This is a genomic window from Pseudonocardia yuanmonensis, from assembly GCF_039542425.1.
Lineage (GTDB): Bacteria > Actinomycetota > Actinomycetes > Mycobacteriales > Pseudonocardiaceae > Pseudonocardia > Pseudonocardia yuanmonensis.
This window is the reverse complement of the sequence record NZ_BAABIC010000014.1, coordinates 49,260-66,528: the sequence shown is the minus strand read 5'-3', so window position 1 is coordinate 66,528 and position 17,269 is coordinate 49,260. Positions and strand designations below refer to the sequence as shown.

16 protein-coding genes and 1 pseudogene are annotated in these 17,269 nt (G+C 72.4%); 11 read left to right on the top strand and 6 right to left on the bottom strand.

What is annotated here, in order from left to right; all coding sequences use genetic code 11:
* Positions 1-166 precede the first annotated feature (166 nt).
* The 5 genes from ABD990_RS20675 to ABD990_RS20655 form a co-directional block, all read right to left on the bottom strand.
* A complete protein-coding gene (locus tag ABD990_RS20675; RefSeq protein ID WP_345382280.1) occupies positions 167-883 on the bottom strand; it encodes a TetR/AcrR family transcriptional regulator in 717 nt (238 codons plus the stop codon).
* 127 nt (positions 884-1,010) lie between these two features.
* Positions 1,011-2,552, bottom strand: a complete 1,542-nt coding sequence (locus ABD990_RS20670; protein ID WP_345382279.1) for a class I adenylate-forming enzyme family protein — start codon at positions 2,550-2,552, stop codon at positions 1,011-1,013.
* Between the two features lie 57 nt (positions 2,553-2,609).
* Positions 2,610-3,383, bottom strand: a complete 774-nt coding sequence (locus tag ABD990_RS20665; protein WP_345382278.1) for a crotonase/enoyl-CoA hydratase family protein — start codon at positions 3,381-3,383, stop codon at positions 2,610-2,612.
* Positions 3,384-3,459: 76 nt separating this feature from the next.
* Positions 3,460-4,713, bottom strand: a complete 1,254-nt coding sequence (locus ABD990_RS20660) for an acyl-CoA dehydrogenase family protein (RefSeq protein WP_345382277.1) — start codon at positions 4,711-4,713, stop codon at positions 3,460-3,462.
* A complete protein-coding gene (locus tag ABD990_RS20655) occupies positions 4,710-5,870 on the bottom strand; it encodes an acyl-CoA dehydrogenase family protein (RefSeq protein WP_345382276.1) in 1,161 nt (386 codons plus the stop codon). The genes ABD990_RS20660 and ABD990_RS20655 overlap by 4 nt, the downstream gene beginning before the upstream one ends.
* A gap of 211 nt (positions 5,871-6,081) precedes the next feature.
* On the opposite strand from ABD990_RS20655, the gene ABD990_RS20650 reads away from it, so the two are divergent.
* From ABD990_RS20650 to ABD990_RS20620, 8 genes and pseudogenes are all read left to right on the top strand, one after another.
* Positions 6,082-7,458 (top strand): 4-hydroxyphenylacetate 3-hydroxylase N-terminal domain-containing protein, encoded by a 1,377-nt coding sequence (locus ABD990_RS20650; protein WP_345382275.1) that lies wholly within the window; start codon positions 6,082-6,084, stop codon positions 7,456-7,458.
* Positions 7,459-7,584: 126 nt separating this feature from the next.
* The gene (locus ABD990_RS20645) at positions 7,585-8,817 is read left to right on the top strand and encodes an ABC transporter substrate-binding protein (RefSeq protein WP_345382274.1); all 1,233 of its coding nucleotides are present in this window, start codon (positions 7,585-7,587) and stop codon (positions 8,815-8,817) included.
* 73 nt (positions 8,818-8,890) lie between these two features.
* Positions 8,891-10,888: an ABC transporter permease gene (locus ABD990_RS20640; protein WP_345382273.1), complete on the top strand. Its 1,998-nt coding sequence runs from the start codon at positions 8,891-8,893 to the stop codon at positions 10,886-10,888.
* Positions 10,881-11,651, top strand: a complete 771-nt coding sequence (locus ABD990_RS20635; protein ID WP_345382272.1) for an ABC transporter ATP-binding protein — start codon at positions 10,881-10,883, stop codon at positions 11,649-11,651. The genes ABD990_RS20640 and ABD990_RS20635 overlap by 8 nt, the downstream gene beginning before the upstream one ends.
* Positions 11,644-12,414, top strand: coding sequence for an ABC transporter ATP-binding protein (locus ABD990_RS20630; protein WP_345382271.1), 771 nt, complete (start codon positions 11,644-11,646; stop codon positions 12,412-12,414). Before ABD990_RS20635 ends, ABD990_RS20630 begins: the two co-directional genes overlap by 8 nt.
* Positions 12,415-12,493: 79 nt before the next feature.
* A pseudogene (locus tag ABD990_RS34460) lies at positions 12,494-12,667 on the top strand (alpha/beta fold hydrolase); the annotation flags it as partial.
* Positions 12,668-12,693: 26 nt separating this feature from the next.
* Entirely contained in the window at positions 12,694-13,098 is a 405-nt protein-coding gene (locus tag ABD990_RS20625; RefSeq protein WP_345382270.1) for an alpha/beta fold hydrolase family protein, read from the top strand.
* Positions 13,095-13,550: a MaoC family dehydratase gene (locus tag ABD990_RS20620; RefSeq protein ID WP_345382268.1), complete on the top strand. Its 456-nt coding sequence runs from the start codon at positions 13,095-13,097 to the stop codon at positions 13,548-13,550. The genes ABD990_RS20625 and ABD990_RS20620 overlap by 4 nt, the downstream gene beginning before the upstream one ends.
* A 3-nt stretch (positions 13,551-13,553) precedes the next feature.
* Here ABD990_RS20620 and ABD990_RS20615 read toward each other — a convergent pair whose 3' ends face one another.
* Positions 13,554-14,006 carry a DUF4383 domain-containing protein gene (locus ABD990_RS20615; RefSeq protein WP_345382267.1) on the bottom strand — a complete coding sequence of 151 codons (453 nt, stop codon included), beginning with the start codon at positions 14,004-14,006 and terminating at the stop codon, positions 13,554-13,556.
* A gap of 95 nt (positions 14,007-14,101) precedes the next feature.
* Here ABD990_RS20615 and ABD990_RS20610 point away from each other — a divergent pair, with 95 nt between their 5' ends.
* From ABD990_RS20610 to ABD990_RS20600, 3 genes are all read left to right on the top strand, one after another.
* On the top strand, positions 14,102-14,509 hold the full coding sequence (locus ABD990_RS20610) for a cupin domain-containing protein (RefSeq protein ID WP_345382266.1): 408 nt from the start codon (positions 14,102-14,104) through the stop codon (positions 14,507-14,509).
* A 137-nt stretch (positions 14,510-14,646) separates the two neighbouring features.
* Positions 14,647-16,095 carry a serine/threonine-protein kinase gene (locus ABD990_RS20605; RefSeq protein WP_345382264.1) on the top strand — a complete coding sequence of 483 codons (1,449 nt, stop codon included), beginning with the start codon at positions 14,647-14,649 and terminating at the stop codon, positions 16,093-16,095.
* Between the two features lie 456 nt (positions 16,096-16,551).
* Positions 16,552-17,046: an Hsp20/alpha crystallin family protein gene (locus ABD990_RS20600; protein ID WP_345382263.1), complete on the top strand. Its 495-nt coding sequence runs from the start codon at positions 16,552-16,554 to the stop codon at positions 17,044-17,046.
* The last annotated feature ends 223 nt before the right edge of the window (positions 17,047-17,269 follow it).

Here is a 17,269-nt window from a genome sequence, read left to right as displayed (position 1 = left end):
TGAGCGAGAGCGCCGCTCGCTCACGTCCAGAACGGGTGTGCCGCTGCGACTCGCGCTGCCGGAACCCGCGACTCGCGGAACCTGACAGCGCGACTCGCGGAAGCCCACAGCGCGACTCGCGGAAGCCCACAGCGCGGCTCGCGGGAGCCGGCGGCGCGACTCGCGGTCAGGCGGGGGCGGAGCCGCTCGCCGTGCGCCAGGCCGTGGAGTCCTCGACGCCGATGGTGCGCGCCCACACCGTGGTGAGCGACTCCAGCACGTCCTCCTCCTCGAACGGCTTGCCGAGGGAGAGCCAGACGTAGCAGGTGTGGTCCGCCATCGCGCCCAGCACCTGCACCGTCATCGACGGGTCCAGCGTCGGGTCGGCGATCCCCTCGGCCTGCTGCCGCTTGAGCACCCGCTCGAGCTGCCCCAGCCACGCCTCCCGGACGTGCAGCCGCGTCTCGCGCATCTCCGGGGTGAACGTGCCGACCTGCTCCATCAGCGCGATCATCCGGGCGTTCTCCCGGTAGACCTCGATGTAGCCGCGCAGACCGGCCCGGATGCGTTCCAGCATCGACGCGTCGGGCGGGACCACGGTGGCGGCGGCGACGTCCGCCATCATCTTCTCCACGACGATCTCACAGACCTCGCGGAAGATCGTGTCCTTGGAGTCGAAGTAGCTGTAGAAGGTGCCCTGCGCGACCCGCGCCTCGGCCACGATGTCGGCCACCCGGGCGTCGACGAACCCCTTGCGCACGAACACGGCGTGGGCCGCGTCGAGGAGCTGGTCGCGGCGCTGCTGGCCCTTGTCGGTCTGCGGGCCGCTGTCCCGCCGCTGCTGCTGCGGGTCGCTGGCGCCGGTCACCCGCCTGCCGCGGGTGCTGCCGCCGCGCGATGCCATGGTCCGTCCCTTCGGGGCCGTGCGGCCCGCGGTCATCGCGGCCCCCGCACCGGCGGTCGGCCGCAGGTGTCACCGTCCGGACGTGCAAGTCTACCGGCCGTGACCTGCACCATCGCGGCTCGGGGCGTCACGATCCGGTCCGTCTGAGCTCGCGCTTGAGGATCTTGCCGCTGGCGTTCATCGGCAGCTCGTCCCGGCGCACCACGTCGGCGGGCACCTTGTACCGGGCGAGCCTGCCCCGGCACAGCTCCACGAGCTCCGCGGCCAGCTCCTCGTCCGTGCCGGTCCACGACGGCGCGGTCACGAACGCGCGCACCGTCTCGCCCCAGTGCTCGTCCGGCACTCCGACGACGGCGCACTGCACCACGGCCGGGTGCTCGGCGAGCACGGTCTCGATCTCCACCGGGTAGATGTTCTCGCCACCCCGGATGATCATGTCCTTCTTGCGGCCGTGCAGGTAGAGGTAGCCGTCCTTGTCCCGGTAGGCCATGTCGCCCGCGCGGAACCAGCCGCCGGCGAAGGCGCGGGCGGTCTCCTCGGGCATGTCGAGGTAGCCGTCCATGACCATGTCGCTGCGGGTGGCGATCTCGCCGACCTCGCCGTCCGGCACGTCGTTCAGGTCCTCGTCGACCAGCCGCAGCGCGATGCCGTAGCCCGGCCGCCCGATCGAGCCCAGCAGCTCCGGCCGGCCGGCGAGCGCCAGCCGGTGCTCCTCCGGGGTGAGGAAGGCCTGCAGGCCGGCCTCGGTGCCCGCGCCGAACAGCTGCAGGAAGTCGCAGTCGAACACGTCCATCGCGCGGCGCAGCAGGGTCGGCGACATGGGCGCGGCGCCGTAGTAGATCAGCCGCAGCCGGTCGTAGCCGTGGTCGGCGACCCCGGGCTGCTGCAGCAGCGTGCTGATCATCGTGGGGACGAGGAACGCACCGGTGATCCGGTCCTCGGCCATGAACCCGAGCACGGTCTGCGCGTCGAACTGCGGGAGCAGCAGCGAGGTGAACCCGAAGGCGACGCCACCGAGCAGCCCGGCGATGCCGGTGACGTGGAAGGCGGGGGCGGCGACGTAGCGGATGTCGTCCGGCCGCGGCTGGTTGACGATCATGCCGTGCTCGACGATCGCCTTCATCATCCCCTGCGACTGCAGCACGCCCTTCGGCGTGCCCGTCGTGCCGGAGGTGAAGGCCAGGCCGAGCAGGTCGCGGTCCTGGCAGACGACCGGCGGCTCGACGTCCCGGCCGGTCTCCAGCAGCGGGTCGAAGTCCGTCTCCAGCTCGACCACCAGGCGCAGCGACGGGTGCCGCTCGGCCAGCCCGGACAGCAGCCCGGAGTAGCGGGCGTCGTGGAACATCGCGACGGCCCGCCCGCGCTCGAGGAACACGTCGACCTCGGGCCGCATGAGCCGGTAGTTCAGCGGCATGAACACCGCGCCGAGCTTCAGGCAGGCGAGCACGATCTCGACGTAGCGGTGCGAGTCGAGCGCGAGCACCGCCAGCCGGTCCCCCCGCCCGATCCCGTGCGCCTGCAGCGCCGAGACGAGCCGGTTCACCCGCGAGTTGGTGAGGGCGAACGAGTGCTCCGTGCCGTCGGGGAACAGGAAGCAGGCCTTGTCGGGATGGCGTTCCGCGGACAGCGGGAGCGCCTCGCCCAGGGAGAACGCGAGCGGGGCCGTCATGGGATCTCCTCGTCGAGAACCGAGCGGGATGGAGCGGGATGGGAGCGGGAGGGGTGCCTACTTGCCGCGCCAGACGGGCGCGCGCTTCTCCGCGAAGGCGAGCGCGCCCTCGCGGGCGTCCTCCGAGGAGGAGATGGGATCGGCGACCTCGCGCTGACGGGCCCACTTCTCCTCGGCGGGCCAGCCGAGCGACTCGGCGACGATCTTCTTGCTGATCCGCACGGCCAGCGGGCCGTTGGCGGTGATCTCGGCGGCCAGCGCCAGGGCCGCGTCGAGCGCCCCGCCGGTGGGCACCAGCCGGTTGACCAGGCCGAGCTCGGCCATCCGCTGCGCGGGCATGTGGTTGCCGGTCAGGGCCAGCTCCATCGCGACGTGGTACGGGATGCGCTCGGGCAGCCGCAGCAACCCGCCGCCCGCCGCCACCAGGCCGCGCTTGGCCTCGGGGATGCCGAACATCGCGCCCTCGCCGGCGACGACCAGGTCGCAGGCCAGCACGATCTCGCACCCGCCCGCGAGGGCGTACCCCTCGACCGCGGCGATCAGCGGCTTCTCCGGGCCGCGCTCGACCAGTCCCGCGAAGCCGCGCCCGCCGGCGTAGGGGCGCTCGCCGCGCACGAACGCCTTGAGGTCCATGCCGGAGCAGAACGTGCCGTTCGCCCCGGTGATCACGCCGACGCGCAGGTCGGGGTCGGAGTCGAGGCGGTCCATCGCCTCGGCCACGGCCTCGGCCAGGGCGGAGTTGACGGCGTTGCGCGCCTCCGGCCGGTCGAGGGTGACGAGCAGGACCCCCTCGGCCGGGGTGTCGACGTGGACGGGCGGGCGGTCGGACACGGGCGCTCCTTCGGGCTCGTGAGCGGGGGACGTGATCGGGGACGTGATCGGGGACGTGGTGGGTGGGCGACCGGCGTCAGCCGCGGCCGCGCTCGGCGAACGGCAGGTGCCGGTCGGGGTCGGGATCCTTCGGCAGCCCCAGCACCCGCTCGGCGATGATGTTGCGCTGGATCTCGGACGTGCCGCCGGCGATGGAGTAGGTCTTCATCGCCAGGAACCGGTCGGCCGCCTCGCTGCCGGCCTCGGGCTCCCAGGCCACGGCGCCGTCGGGTTCCAGCTCGGTGCCCAGCACGCCGAGCTTCTCGGCGAGCACGGAGTGCGCGAGCTTGCGGATCGACCCCTCGGCCGTGGGGGCGGCCGCGCCGGAGGCGACGAAGCTGCGCACGGTCGTCATCTGGAGGACCTTCTCCTCGACGTAGGCCTCGAGCAGCCGGTCGCGGAGCACCGGGTCCGCCCAGGCGCCGGTCCCGACGGCACGGGCGACGAGCTCGTCCGCCTCCCCCTCCCCGACGGCCGGCCGCCCGGACAGGCCGTTGCGCTCCTGCATCAGAGTGGTGATCGCGACCGACCAGCCCTGGTTGACCGGCCCGATCCGCGCCGAGTCGGGAACCACGACGTCCGTGAGGAAGGTCTCGTTGAACTCGGCGTTGCCGGTCATCTGCTTGAGCGGCCGCGGCTCGACGCCGGGCGTGCGCATGTCCAGCAGGAAGTACGTGATCCCGCGGTGCTTGGGCGCGTTCGGGTCCGTGCGGGCCATGAGCAGCCCGAAGTCGGCGAGGTGGGCGTAGGAGTTCCACACCTTCTGCCCGTTGACGAGCCAGGTCCCGTCCGCCTGCCGGACGGCGCGCGTGGTCAGCCCGGCGAGGTCGGACCCCGCACCCGGCTCGCTGAACAGCTGGCACCAGAACTCGCGACCGCGCCGCAGTGCCGGCAGCCGCTCGGCCTTCTGGTCCGGCGTGCCCCACTCGAGGATCGTGTGGCCGGCCAGGACGAGGCCGACGAAGTCACGGTTGTGCCGCTCGGCGCGGTACCGCGCGAGCGTCTCGGTGACGACGGCGCCGCGGTCCGCGGGCAGCCCCAGCCCGCCGTGCTCCGCGGGCCAGGTCGGGGTGGCGAGGCCGGAGTCGCCGAGCAGGTCGAACCAGGCGGGCCCGCGCTCGGGGTCCTCGCGGATCGCCTCGACGGCGGCGAGGTCGCCCCGCGCGACGGCCGCCCGCCAGTCCTCGGGCAGGTGCGCGTGCAGCCACGCCTCGACGGCGGCGACGATCTCCGCGTCCGTCGCCTCCGGGGCGAGCGTGACCCGGTCGGTGACGGGCTCGGTGACGGTCATGCGGGAACCCCCTCGGTCGTGGCGCGGGACAGGGCGGCGGGCACCAGCTCGGCCCGGGCGAGCTGCGGCGAGCCGAGCAGCGCCCGGTCGGCGCGGGCCCGGCGCAGGTAGAGGTGGGCGTCGTGCTCCCAGGTGAAGCCGATGCCGCCGTGCAGCTGGATCGTGTCGAGCCCGGTCTGCAGGAAGGCGTCGCCGCAGTAGGCGCGGGCGATGGCGGAGGCCTGCGCGAACTCGGGCGTGCCCGGCTCCTGCCAGGCGGCGTAGTACGCCGCGGAGTGCGCCATCTCCCGCCGGACGGCCATGTCGGCCAGCCGGTGCTTCACCCCCTGGAAGGAGCCGATGAGCCGGCCGAACTGCCGCCGGGTGCGGGCGTACTCGGCGGTGAGCTCGGTCGCGGCCGTCATCCCGCCGACCTGCTCCGCCGACACCAGTACGGACGCGACGGCCCGGGCGTGGGCGAGCACCGCGCCGCCGCGGGCGGGGTCGCCGAGGGCGCGGCCGGGCGTGCCGTCGAGGGTGATCCGGGCGGCGCGGCGGGTGAGGTCGAGGGTCTCCAGCGGGGTCCGGGTGAGCCCGGTGGCACCCGCGTCGACCAGGTACGGAGCGGGTCCGGCCGGTCCACGGGCGGCCACGACCAGCAGGTCGGCGTCGCCACCGTCGAGCACGACGGGAACGGTGCCGGTCAGCCGGCCGCCGGCGTCGGCCGTCACGGTCACGGCGGGCCGCCCGGCGTCGTCCCAGGCCTCGACGGCCAGGGCGGCGGTCAGGCTGCCGTCGGCGATCCGGGGCAGGTACTCGGCCGCGGGCGCGCTCTCGGCGGCGCGGTCGTCGGCGGCGAGCAGGACGGGGGCGGCGAGCCCGACGGTCGGCAGGAACGGGCCGCCGTGCAGCACCCGCCCCATCTCCTCGACGACGATCGCGAGGTCGAGCAGGGTGCCGCCGAACCCCCCGTACCGCTCGGGGAGGGCGAGGCCCTGCACCCCGACCTGCTCGGCGAGCTCGGACCACAGCGCGGGGTCGTGCCGCTCCCCCGCCTCGGCCAGCTCGCGGGCCCGGGACACGGGCGCCCGGTCGGCCAGCACCCGCCGCACGGTCTCCCGCAGCCCGCGGTGCTCGTCGGTCCACCCGAACTCGGGTTCACGCTGCTCTGCGTACACGGCCGCCAGCGTGCAGCCGATGTGACGTCGGTGTCAATCTCACATTTGTGGACCGCCTACGAGCTGGACGATCGCCCGGAATCTGGTGGTTGACATGACCCCGATCACGGTCGATATTGCCACATGACGACGACGTCACAATCACTCGCCGGACCCTCCCCGGGCCGGCCGCCGGCGTCGTCCATCCGCCGACGATCTGGAGCGCCAACGCATGCTGACCGGCCAGGAGTACAAGGAGTCCCTCAAGGACGGCCGGAAGGTCTACTTCCAGGGCAGGCTCATCGAGGACATGGAGGCCGAGCCCGGTCTCGCCGTACCGCTGCAGTCCGTGGCGGACGGCTACGACAAGTACTACTCCGCCGCACCGGACGCCGTGAACCCCGTGGTCAGCGCCCCGCGCAGCGTGCAGGAGCTGCGGGACCGGATCCCCGAGCTCATGGAGCTCGACCTCGTCCTCAACGTGACCTACCAGTCGCTGATGACGGTCCTGGTCGCCGCCGGCCGGCTCGAGGGCTCCGTGCCGCAGTACATCCCGCGCATCGAGGCCTACGTCGAGAAGGCCCGCCGGGAGGACATCCGGATCACCGAGTGCATCACGGACGCCAAGGGCAACCGCAGCCTGCACCCGGGCAAGCAGGAGGACCCCGACGCGTACGTGCGGGTCGTCTCCCGCAGCGACGACGGCGTGGTCATCCGGGGCGCCAAGCTGCACATCAGCGGGGCCGCGCTGGGCCACGACCTCATGGTCATGCCGACCAAGACGATGCGCCCCGGCGAGGAGGACTACGCGATCGCCTGCGCGGTCCCGGTCAACTCCCCCGGCGTGCACATCACCAACACCACCTACCACCCGCTGCACGGGGACCCGCGGGACTTCCCGGTGTCCGCCCACGAGTCCATGCCGGACTCGATGTGCATCTTCGACGACGTGTTCGTCCCCGACGAGCGCGTCTTCCTCGACGGCGAGACCGAGCACGCCGCGGTGTTCGCCCACTCCCTGGGCCTGTGGGAGCGCCTCGGCGGCATCTCCTTCATGGTCCAGCAGGCGGACGAGCTCGTCGGGCTCGCCCACCTGATCGCCGAGGCCAACGGCACGGCGAAGGTCTCCCACGTGCGGGAGAAGATCGACGAGATGATGATCCACGCGACGCTGCTGCGGGCCGGGCTCGAGGCCGCGATCGCGAACGCCCACAGCACGCCCGAGGGCTACTTCTACCCGGACGACATGTTCACCAACGTCACGAAGTACCAGGGCGCCTCGCAGTTCGGCGTGATGGTGCGCCACCTGCACGACATCGCGGGCGGTGCCGTGGTCACCGCGCCGTCGATGGCGGACTTCGACAACCCGACGCTGCACCCCTACCTCGAGAAGTACATGAGCACGGGCGGCGGCATCTCGGGCGAGTACCGCTCCAAGCTCTTCCACGCGATCCGGGACACCACGGCCGACGCCTACGGCGGCTGGCACCTGGTGACCAACATCCAGTCCGGCGGCGGGCTCTACGCCCAGCGCCTGGTCACCCGCAAGAACTACGACCTGGACCGGGCCCGCGCGCTCGGTCTCAAGGCCGCAGGCCTGGCGAGCTAGTCCCTCGCCGGTAGCAGGCCCGGCGGGACGCGTCCCCGACGACGTGGGCGCCCCCGCCGGGCCGCTCCCCCCTGCCCGCGTACTCCCCGAAACCCCAGCGTGTCCCGCCGAAAGGGATGGATCTCGATGAAGAGAACGCTCGCCGCCGTCGCCTCGTTCGCGGCCGTGGCCCTCGCCCTCGCCGGGTGCAGCTCCGGCGAGGGCTCCTCCGACGCCTCCGGCGGCCTCACGGGCGAACCGGTGCTGGTCGGCGTCCAGGCCCCGATGGAGGGTGCCGCGGCCTACCCGCAGACCGGCTACGGCGCCGAGGCCGCCGAGCGGTACATCAACGAGAAGCTGGGCGGGATCAACGGCCGGCCCGTGAAGATCCAGCTCTGCGCCGGTGACGGCAGCCCCGAAACGGCAGTGAACTGCGCCAACCAGTTCGTGCAGTCGAACGTCGCCGTCGTCTTCGACGCCTACGACGCGTCGATCGGCGCCGCCGCGCCGGTGCTCACCTCGGCGAAGATCCCGATCGTGGGCGAGCTCGGCGGGTCCGCGGTGCCCGACGCGCTGCCGTGGGGCCAGGCCTTCTACTTCACGGGCCCGCTCGAGACCAGCGCGCTCGGCATGGTCACGATCCTCGACCAGCTCGGCAAGAAGAACGCCTCGCTGGCGGTCACCGACAACCCGGCCAGCCACGGGTACGTGGACAAGCTGGTGATGCCGGCCGCGAAGAACCTCGGCATGACCGTGTCGCCGCTCTACGCCCCCGGCAGCAACATGAACTTCAACGTCCTGGCCGCCACCGAGCTGTCGAGCAACCCGGACGTCGCCGGCATCATCGCGATGACCGAGGACGGCTGCACCGGCCTGTTCAAGGCGCTGCGCCAGCAGGGCTACGACGGCACGATCTTCGCGGGTTCCTGCTCGCAGTTCATCGCGGACATGAAGGACCAGGCCGCGGGCGCCATCATCCAGCCCCGCGTCTGGGTGCCGGCGGCGAAGGCGAACGCCCCCGCCGAGGTGCAGAAGCAGCTCGACGACTTCGCGGCCTCCATGGAGGAGATCGACCGCGGCGACCAGCAGTCCGCCCGCTCGCTCTACTCCTTCGCCGGCATGGTCAACCTGGCGAACGTCATGAAGGGCATCCAGGGCGACATCACGCCGGAGTCCATCACCGACGCGATGAAGAAGGTCAAGGACATGCCCACCTTCGCCGGCCCGCCGGTGACCTGCGACGGGCAGCAGTGGGCCAACCGGCCGTCGTCCTGCAGCCACCAGGCGATCTTCTTCGAGGTGCAACCCGACAGCTCGCTGAAGCCGGTCGACCCCAAGGGCTTCATCGACCTCGACCCGTCGAAGATGAGCGCCGCCTAGGCGGTCCAGCTCGCCGGGGCGGGCGACCCGAGCGGTCGCCCGCCCCGGCCACCGACCGAAGGAAGGAGTCCCGGTGGGGACGTTCCTGCAGTTCGTCGTCCTGGGCCTGGGGCTGGGTGCGATCTACATCGGCCTGGGCACCGGCCTCCTGCTGGTGCACCGCGCCACCGGCATCATCAACTTCGCCCAGGGCGCCATGGCCATGTGGGGCGCCTACGTGTTCGCGCAGCTCCGCCTGGACGGCACCCTGGTGTTCCCGATCGGCTCGATCGAGTTCGACCGCCGGCCGCCCACCGAGGTGGCGGCGCTGATCGGTCTGGCCACGGCGTTCGTGCTCGGCCTCGTCGTGCACTACCTGATCTTCCGGCCGGTGCGCCACGCCCCGGTCCTCGCGCAGGTGGTCGTCTCGGTCGCCGTGATGATCACGCTCCAGGCGCTCGTCGTCCTCCGCTTCGGGCCCAACAACATCGACGTGGCGTCGCTGCTGCCGGAGGGCTCGATCAGCGTCCTCGGCACCGACCTGCCGACCCGCGAGATCATCATGGCCGCGATCATGGTCGTGCTCGCCGCCGTGGTGTGGGCCTACCTGCGTTTCACCCGCGCGGGCGTGGCGACCCGGGCGGCGTCGGAGAACGAGCGGGCCGCCGTGCTGATGGGCTTCTCGCCGGACCGGCTCGCCGCCGTGGCGCAGGTGGTCGCGGTCATGCTCGGCACGGTCGCCGTCATGCTCGGCAGCTCGCTGACCGGCCTGAACCCGGACAACTACACCCTGCTCGTGGTGCCCGCGCTCGCGGTGCTGCTGGTGGCGCGCATGGAGTCCATCGCGGTCGTCGTGGTCTCGGCGCTGCTGCTCGGGGCGTTCCAGTCGCTGATCGGCCTGCTGGTCACCAAGCCCTGGTGGCCGCAGTGGGCGCAGTCCGGGCTCGACCAGGTCATCCCGTTCGCCGTCGTGATGATCATCCTGTTCGTGCAGGGCAAGCGTCTCCCCTCGCGCGGCTCGCTGCAGACGATCCGGTTGCCCGACGTCTCGATCCCCCGGCTCAAGCCGGTCCCCGCCGTGATCCTGCTGGTCCTGGGCGTGGCGGCGCTGTCGCTCACCTCGGGCACCTACCGGTTCGGCGTCACCACGTCGATCATCGTGATGCTGCTGGCGCTGTCCTACGTGGTGCTCACCGGGTACCTCGGCCAGATCTCGCTCGCGCAGGGCGCCTTCGCGGGCGCCGCGGGCTTCGCGCTGTCGAAGATGACCAGCTCGTGGGGGATCCCGTTCCCGCTCTCGCTGATCCTCTCCGCCCTGGTGGCGACGGCCCTCGGCATGCTGGTCGCGCTGCCGGCGTTCCGGATCCGCGGCGCCCAGCTCGCGATCATCACGATCGCGGCGGCGCTGGCCATCGAGCGGTTCGTGTTCAACAACTACACACTGAGCCCGCCCGAGGGGAACCCGATCGCGGACGCCACGCTGTTCGGGCTCAACCTGGGCGTGCGCGAGGGCCGCGACCTGTCCCGGATCGCCTTCTCGCTCACCGTCCTCGTCATCGCCGCGATCCTCGTCTGGGTGTTCATCCGGGTGGCCTCCGGCGACACCGGCCGGGCGTTCCTCGCGGTGCGCGCCAACGAGCGCGCCGCCGCCTCCAGCGGCATCGACGTCCGCAAGACCAAGCTGATCGGCTTCGCCATCTCGGCGTTCATCGCCGGCATCGCGGGCTGTCTGATCGGGTTCAGCCGCGGCCAGCTCTCCGCCGAGTCGTTCACCGTGTTCGCCGGCCTGCAGGTGCTCGCGGTCGCGTACCTCGGCGGCATCACGAGCGTGGGCGGCGCGATCGTGGCCGGCGTCCTCGGCCCGCTCGGCATCGTCTACACGCTTCTCCGCGGCGTGTTCGACCTCGGCGAGTACTACGCGCTGATCTCCGGCCTCGGCCTGATCATCACCGCCATCCTCAACCCGGTCGGCATCGCCGGCGCCACCCGCGAGCAGGTGGCCTGGGTGAGACGGAAACTCTCGCGCTCGGGGCCGCCCTCCGCCCAACCCGTCGCGCCGGCCGCGCCCCCGAAGGAGCCGTCCCGTGTCTGATGCACAGAAGGGTCTGCACACGCGCGACCTCACCGTCCGCTACGGCGGGCTCGTGGCCAACGACTCGGTCACCATCGACGTGGAGCCGGGCACGGTCGTCGGGCTCATCGGGCCGAACGGCGCGGGCAAGACGACCTTCGTCGACGCCGTCACCGGCTTCACCGCCTGCGAGGGCGAGATCGTCCTCGACGGCGCCCGGATCGACGCACTCCCCCCGCACCAGCGCCGGACGGCGGGCCTGTCCCGCACCTGGCAGTCCGGCGAGCTGTTCGGCAACCTCTCCGTCGCGGAGAACCTGCTGGTCGCGGCCCGCACCGGGGGGTGGCGGACGCTGGTGCGGGACGTCTTCGTGCCCCGCCGCAAGGCGAGCGACGACGTCGTGGCCCGGGCCCTGGAGGTCGTCGGGCTCGGCGACGTCGCCGACACCCTGGCCCGCGACCTCACCCTCGGCCAGCAGAAGCTCGTCGGCGTGGCCCGCGCGCTCGCCGGCGGCTGCGAGGTCCTGCTGCTCGACGAGCCGGCCGCGGGCCTGGACTCGATGGAGAGCCAGGCCTTCGCGGCGCGGGTTCGGTCGATCGCCGACTCCGGCCCCGGCATCCTGCTGATCGACCACGACATGTCCCTGGTCCTGGGCGTCTGCGACGTCGTCACGGTGCTGGAGTTCGGGAAGCAGATCTTCACCGGCACCCCGGCCGAGGCCCGGACCGACCCGACGGTGGTGGCGGCCTACCTGGGCGCCCCGGTGGAGGCGAGCCATGCCTGAGTCCGCTGTGCAGAGCTCCGCGCAGGAGCCGCTGCTCGAGACCGTCGACCTCGCGGCCGGCTACAACGGCGTGCCGGCCATCCGCGGGCTCTCGCTGTCCGTCGGCCCCGGCGAGGTCGTCGCGCTGCTGGGCCCCAACGGCGCCGGCAAGACGACCTCGCTGCTCGCCATGGTCGGGCTCGTCCCGCTGCTGGGCGGCGAGGTCCGGGTGCTCGGCGCCCCGCTCGGGCGGCGCCGCCCGCACCAGATCGCGCGGGCCGGCGTGCTGCTCGTGCCGGACGACCGCGGCATCTTCTACGGCCTCACGGTACGCGAGCACCTGCGGCTGGCCGCGCGGAAGCCCGACCCGGCGCGCGAGGCCCAGGTGCTGGACCGGTTCCCGGTGCTGCGCGACCTGGACTCGCGGCGGGCGGGCCTGATGTCCGGCGGCGAGCAGCAGATGCTGGCCATCGCCAAGGCGCTGCTGGCCCGGCCGAAGGTGCTGATCATCGACGAGATGAGCCTCGGGCTCGCGCCGAAGATCGTGCAGGAGATGCTGCCGGCGATCCGGGACCTCGCCAAGGAGGACGGCATCGGGCTGGTGCTGGTCGAGCAGCACATCGAGCTCGCGCTGTCGATCGCCGACCGGGGCGTGATCCTCAACCACGGCCGCGTCGTCCTCACCGGGCCGGCGGCCGACCTGCTCCGCGACCGGCACCTCGTCGAGGCGGCCTACTTCGGCTCCGAGCAGTTCGCCGACACCGAGGGCACGCTCGCCGGATGACCGCCGTCCTCGGTCCGGCGACCGCCACCTCCGCCGACGGGGTGCCGGTCGCCTACCGGCGCCGGCCGGTCCCGGCACGGTGCCGCTGGTCCTGGTGCACGGCACGTCCGCGCACGCGGGCTGGTGGGAGCACCTGCTGCCCGCGCTCCCCGACCGGTTCGCCGTGGTCGTCCTGGACCTGGCCGGGCACGGCGACTCGGGCCGCCGCGGGGTGTACCACCTCGACTCGTGGTCCGAGGACGTCCTGGCCGTCGTGCGGCAGCCTTCGACGGACCGGCCGTGCAGGTCGGGCACAGCATCGGCGGGCTCGTGGTGGCGGGGGCGGCGGTGCTCGACCCGGCCGCCGTCGCGGCCACCGTGCTCGTCGACTCGATCGTGGTCGACGGCTCCCCGCAGGAGGTCCCGGAGTGGCGCCCGCCGCGCGCCACCCGGACCTTCGCCGACCTCGACGAGGTGGCCGCCCGGTTCCGGCTCACCCCGCCGCAGCCCGAGGCCGATCCGGGCGTGCTGCGGGCGATCGCCGAGGGTTCGGTGCGCCCGGTGCCCGGCGGCTACGCCTGGAAGGTCGACCCGCTGATCTTCGGCGCGGTCGGCTATCGACCACCCCGTCGAGCTGGCCGCGGCGCTGCGCGAGGCGCCGGCCGTCGTCTCGCCGTGAGACCCCCCGGAGGAACCGCCCGGTGACCGCCTTCGCCACCGTCCCCGACCTGCTGGCCGTCGAACCCGGCACCGAGCTGGGACACAGCTCGTGGCGCACGGTCGAGCAGCCGCGGGTCGACACCTTCGCCGACGCGACGGACGACCACCAGTGGATCCACGTCGACCGCGAGCGCGCCGCCGCCGGCCCGTACGGCACCACCATCGCGCACGGCATGCTCACGCTGTCGCTGGTCCCGATCATGATCGGCGAGGTGGCCACTGTCCCCTCCGCCACCTTCGGCCTGAACTACGGCTTCGACAAGGTCCGCTTCACCGCGCCCGTGCCCGTCGGGTCCCGGGTGCGCGCGGCGGTCAGCGTGGTCGGCGCCGAGCCGGTCCGCGGGGGCGCGAAGGTGACCTTCCGCGCCGTCGTCGAGCTGGAGGGCTCCGAGCGCCCCGCCTGCGTCGCGGACATGATCATCGTGTGGATGGAGTAGTCGTCACGCCCGTGGGGCGGCCGGCGCGACCCGCCGGCCGAGGAACACCCCGAGCCCGACCATCCCGAGGGCCAGGGCGAGGTGCAGCCAGTTGTCGGCGTCGTTGACGGGCACGAAGTTCGCGGCGCTGTTCGGGTCGATGAGCAGGCCGTAGAGCCACAGCACCGCGTAGACCACCCCGCCGCCGATCAGGTAGTTGCGGGCTCCGCGCGCGGACCGGGCGGCCAGCAGGCCGACGACACCGAACGCCAGGTGGACGAGGTTGTGCAGCACCGACACCTGGAACAGGCCCAGCAGCATGGCGCCGGAGTGGTGACCCGCGCCCCCGAGCTCGTCGTAGGCGGTCGTGACGCCCGGGACGAACCCGAGGATCCCGACCAGCAGGAACACCGCCGCGATCGTCGCGGCCGCGACCCGGACGGCGCTGCGCTGCTGCGGCATGTCGGCGAGGCCCATGGTGCCCTCCGGTCGGCGTTCAGGCTGGGTCGTCGTGGGTGTCACCGCTGCCGGCCCGGGTAAACCTCGGCCGACGCCGTCGGAAGGACCCGCCCGTGCCCCCGATCCTCCACCGGCCGGGTGCCCTCGAGGGCAGCCCGCGCAGCCACGCCTTCCTCCCCGCCGACCCACGGGGATGGCGGTCGGTGGCCGTGACCGAGTGGGAGCTCACCGGCGAGGAGTGGGTGGACCGGCACCCGCACGACGAGGTCAACTACGTCCTCGAGGGCACCCTGGTCGTCGAGTGCGACGGCGAGACGGTCGAGGCGCCACGGGGCAGCGTCGTCCACGTGCCCGCCGGTTCGACCGGGCGCTACCGGGCCCCGGTCCACGCCCGGATGCTCGCGATCTACGGACCCAACCCGACCGGCGCCCCCACCGAGGTCGGCGGCCTGCGCCGGCTGCAGCCCGAGCAGCGTTGCGGCTCCACGGGTTCGTCGACACCGCCGGCGTCATCGGCGTGACTGTGCTGCGGATGGAGCAGGCGCGCACGCTCGTGTTCGATGATCACGCTCCGGTGACGATTCGGTCAAATCGGTAACGCCCGCTGATCCGTCCCGATCTCCCGTCCGAACGAGGCACGGGCAAGGGCAAGGACGGCATGACGAGCGACACCCCGAAGACGGAGACCGGCGGCGCGATGATCGGGCCGTACCGACTGGAACACCTGCTCGGCAGGGGTGGCATGGGCGAGGTCCACCGGGCCTTCGACACCAGACGATCGAGGACCGTGGCACTCAAGCTCCTCAGCCCGCAGTTCGCTCAGGATCCGCAGTATCGCGAGCGCTTCCGCAGGGAGTCGCACAACGCCGCGGCTCTGTCGAGCCCGCACGTCGTGCCGATCCACGACTTCGGCGAGATCGACGGCAGGCTCTTCCTCGACATGCGCCTGATCGAGGGGCGCGGGCTCGACGAGATCCTGGCGGAGGCCCCGCTCGAGCCGGCGCGGGCCGTCGCGATCGTCGGGCAGATCGCGGAGGCGCTCGCCGACGCGCACGGGCACGGTCTCGTGCACCGGGACGTGAAGCCCTCGAACGTGATCGTCGGTCCGTCGGACTTCGTGTACCTGCTCGACTTCGGCATCTCCCGCTCGCTCGACGACGTCGACACCGCGTTGACGCAAGCCGGAGCGACCGTCGGCACTCTGGCCTACATGGCACCCGAGCGGTTCGAGGGTGGGAAGCCGGATGCACGGTCCGACATCTACGCACTCGGCTGTGTGCTCGCCGAGTGCCTCACGAGCCGACGACCGTTCGACGCGACGAGTCTCCCGTCCCTGATGCGGGCCCACTTCGCCTCCCAGCCCGCGCTGCCGAGCGTCGCCCGGCCCGGCCTGTCCCCCGCGCTCGACGGCGTGGTCCTGCGCGCGCTGGCCAAGCAGCCGGAGGACCGCTTCCCGACCGCGCGTGATCTCGCTGCGGCGGCACACCAGGCGCTCTACGCCCCACCGCCGACCGCGGCCCTGCCGTTGCCCGAGCGACCGGACGCCGGCGATGTACGGAAGGAGGAGCGTCCTCGACGCCGTTTCCGGCCTGTGCTCGCCGCCGGAGCCGTGCTCGCCCTCCTGGTGGCGGTAGGCGCCGGTGTGGCACTGGGACGGGTCTCGACCACGCAGGCTGCGGTCGGCACGAGCGCCACGCCGGCGCCGACCACGGTTGCCGCACCCATCGCCACGACCGCGCCGACGATCGCCCCAGCGACGGCATCTCCGAACGGCGGCTCCGGAAACATCTTCGACACCCGCTCCGCCAAGGAGAAGACGTCGAGCTTCACCTACACGATCGAGACGAACTACCCAGCGCTGATCGGCTACACCGACGCCCGAGGTGATCAAGTGTCGTCGTCACAGATCGATGGACCTTGGACGCTTGTCGTGCCGACCGGGGGCTGGGGTAAGGACGCGACGCCTTCACTTCACGCAACCAGTACGTCGTCGAAGGGCGACACGACGTTGACGTGCACGATTACGGACGACAAGGGCGCCGTCGTCGTGACTCAAACGAAGGCCACCGCGCATGCGGCGGTCATCTGCCTGTCCTTCAACTACTGATCACGCGGCAAGCCCTGGGTCTGCTGGTTCTCCTACCGTCCGGTCCGCCCAGCCGGCGGCAGCTCGCCGACTCCGCGGTGCTGCAGGTCTCGGGGAGCTGACTATGTTTCGCCGACTGCTGTCGCGCTCACGGAAGGCCTGTCACTCCTCGACGAACGGCTCCCCGCACCGCCAGCACCGGTCCGATGGGGCGGTGGGGTCATCGGTGGGCATGGCGCCGCAGGCCGGGCACAGGCGATGCAGCCAGCAGACCGGATCGCCCGCGTCGGACCGCTCGTTCTCCGCGTCGAAACCGCTCACCGCTCCCCTTCCGCACAGCGCCTCGAGACGGCCCTCGGGCCGTCCTCAGTGTGACCCGAACTACTCCTCGCCGTCGGGAATTGAGCCGGTCAGGCTCAGGTTTACTCAGTCAGACGCTGCGAACCGCGCCAGCGACCAGCATCGAGGAGACACATCATGAGCACCCTGATCCCGCGTCGCGACCCCTTCGCCGAGTTCGACGCCCTCGTCCGCCGCGCGTTCGGTCCCTCGCCCGTGCGCTTCCCGCGCCCGGACAGCGGCTCCACCCCGGCCGCCGACGTGACCCGCGACGGCGACGACGCCCTGGTCTCCCTGGAGGTCCCGGGCCTCGACCCCGCCTCGGACGTGCACGTTGACGTCGAGGAGGGCCGGCTGGTCGTGCACGGCGAGCGCCGTGACGAGCGGCGCGAGGACGCCGACGGCCGCCGGTTCCGCGAGGTGCGCTACGGCTCCTTCCGCCGCAGCTTCGCCCTGCCGCAGCACGTCACGGCCGACGCGGTGAGCGCCACCTACGAGGCGGGCGTGCTGAAGGTCCGCGTGGCCGGCGCCTACGCCGAGCCCCGCAAGCCGGGCGTGACCAGCATCCCGGTGCAGGTCACGACCGCCGAGCTGCCGGCGCAGGAGGCCGAGAAGGGCTCCGAGCGGGAGTGATCCCGTCGGCCGGATCCCCCGGTCGAAGAACGACCGATGAACGACGGCACCCCGTCCTCAGGACGGGGTGCCGTTACGTCGTCGGGCACCGGAGTGCGGGAACCACTCATGATCGTCGCTCCTGGACCGCGACGGTCGAAGATCGACCGGCTCCGTCCACGACCACTGATCATGGTCGACGGCGCTGGATGCGGAACCGCGAACACTGCCCGCCGCACGCGGA

Coding starts and splice junctions, on each gene's coding strand:
- ABD990_RS20645 (WP_345382274.1), top strand. CDS start 7,585: ATGAAGAGAACGCTCGCCGCCGTCGCCTCGTTCGCGGCCGTGGCCCTC.
- ABD990_RS20675 (WP_345382280.1), bottom strand. CDS start 883: ATGGCATCGCGCGGCGGCAGCACCCGCGGCAGGCGGGTGACCGGCGCC.
- ABD990_RS20660 (WP_345382277.1), bottom strand. CDS start 4,713: ATGACCGTCACCGAGCCCGTCACCGACCGGGTCACGCTCGCCCCGGAG.
- ABD990_RS20600 (WP_345382263.1), top strand. CDS start 16,552: ATGAGCACCCTGATCCCGCGTCGCGACCCCTTCGCCGAGTTCGACGCC.
- ABD990_RS20670 (WP_345382279.1), bottom strand. CDS start 2,552: ATGACGGCCCCGCTCGCGTTCTCCCTGGGCGAGGCGCTCCCGCTGTCC.
- ABD990_RS20650 (WP_345382275.1), top strand. CDS start 6,082: ATGCTGACCGGCCAGGAGTACAAGGAGTCCCTCAAGGACGGCCGGAAG.
- ABD990_RS20630 (WP_345382271.1), top strand. CDS start 11,644: ATGCCTGAGTCCGCTGTGCAGAGCTCCGCGCAGGAGCCGCTGCTCGAG.
- ABD990_RS20615 (WP_345382267.1), bottom strand. CDS start 14,006: ATGGGCCTCGCCGACATGCCGCAGCAGCGCAGCGCCGTCCGGGTCGCG.
- ABD990_RS20605 (WP_345382264.1), top strand. CDS start 14,647: ATGACGAGCGACACCCCGAAGACGGAGACCGGCGGCGCGATGATCGGG.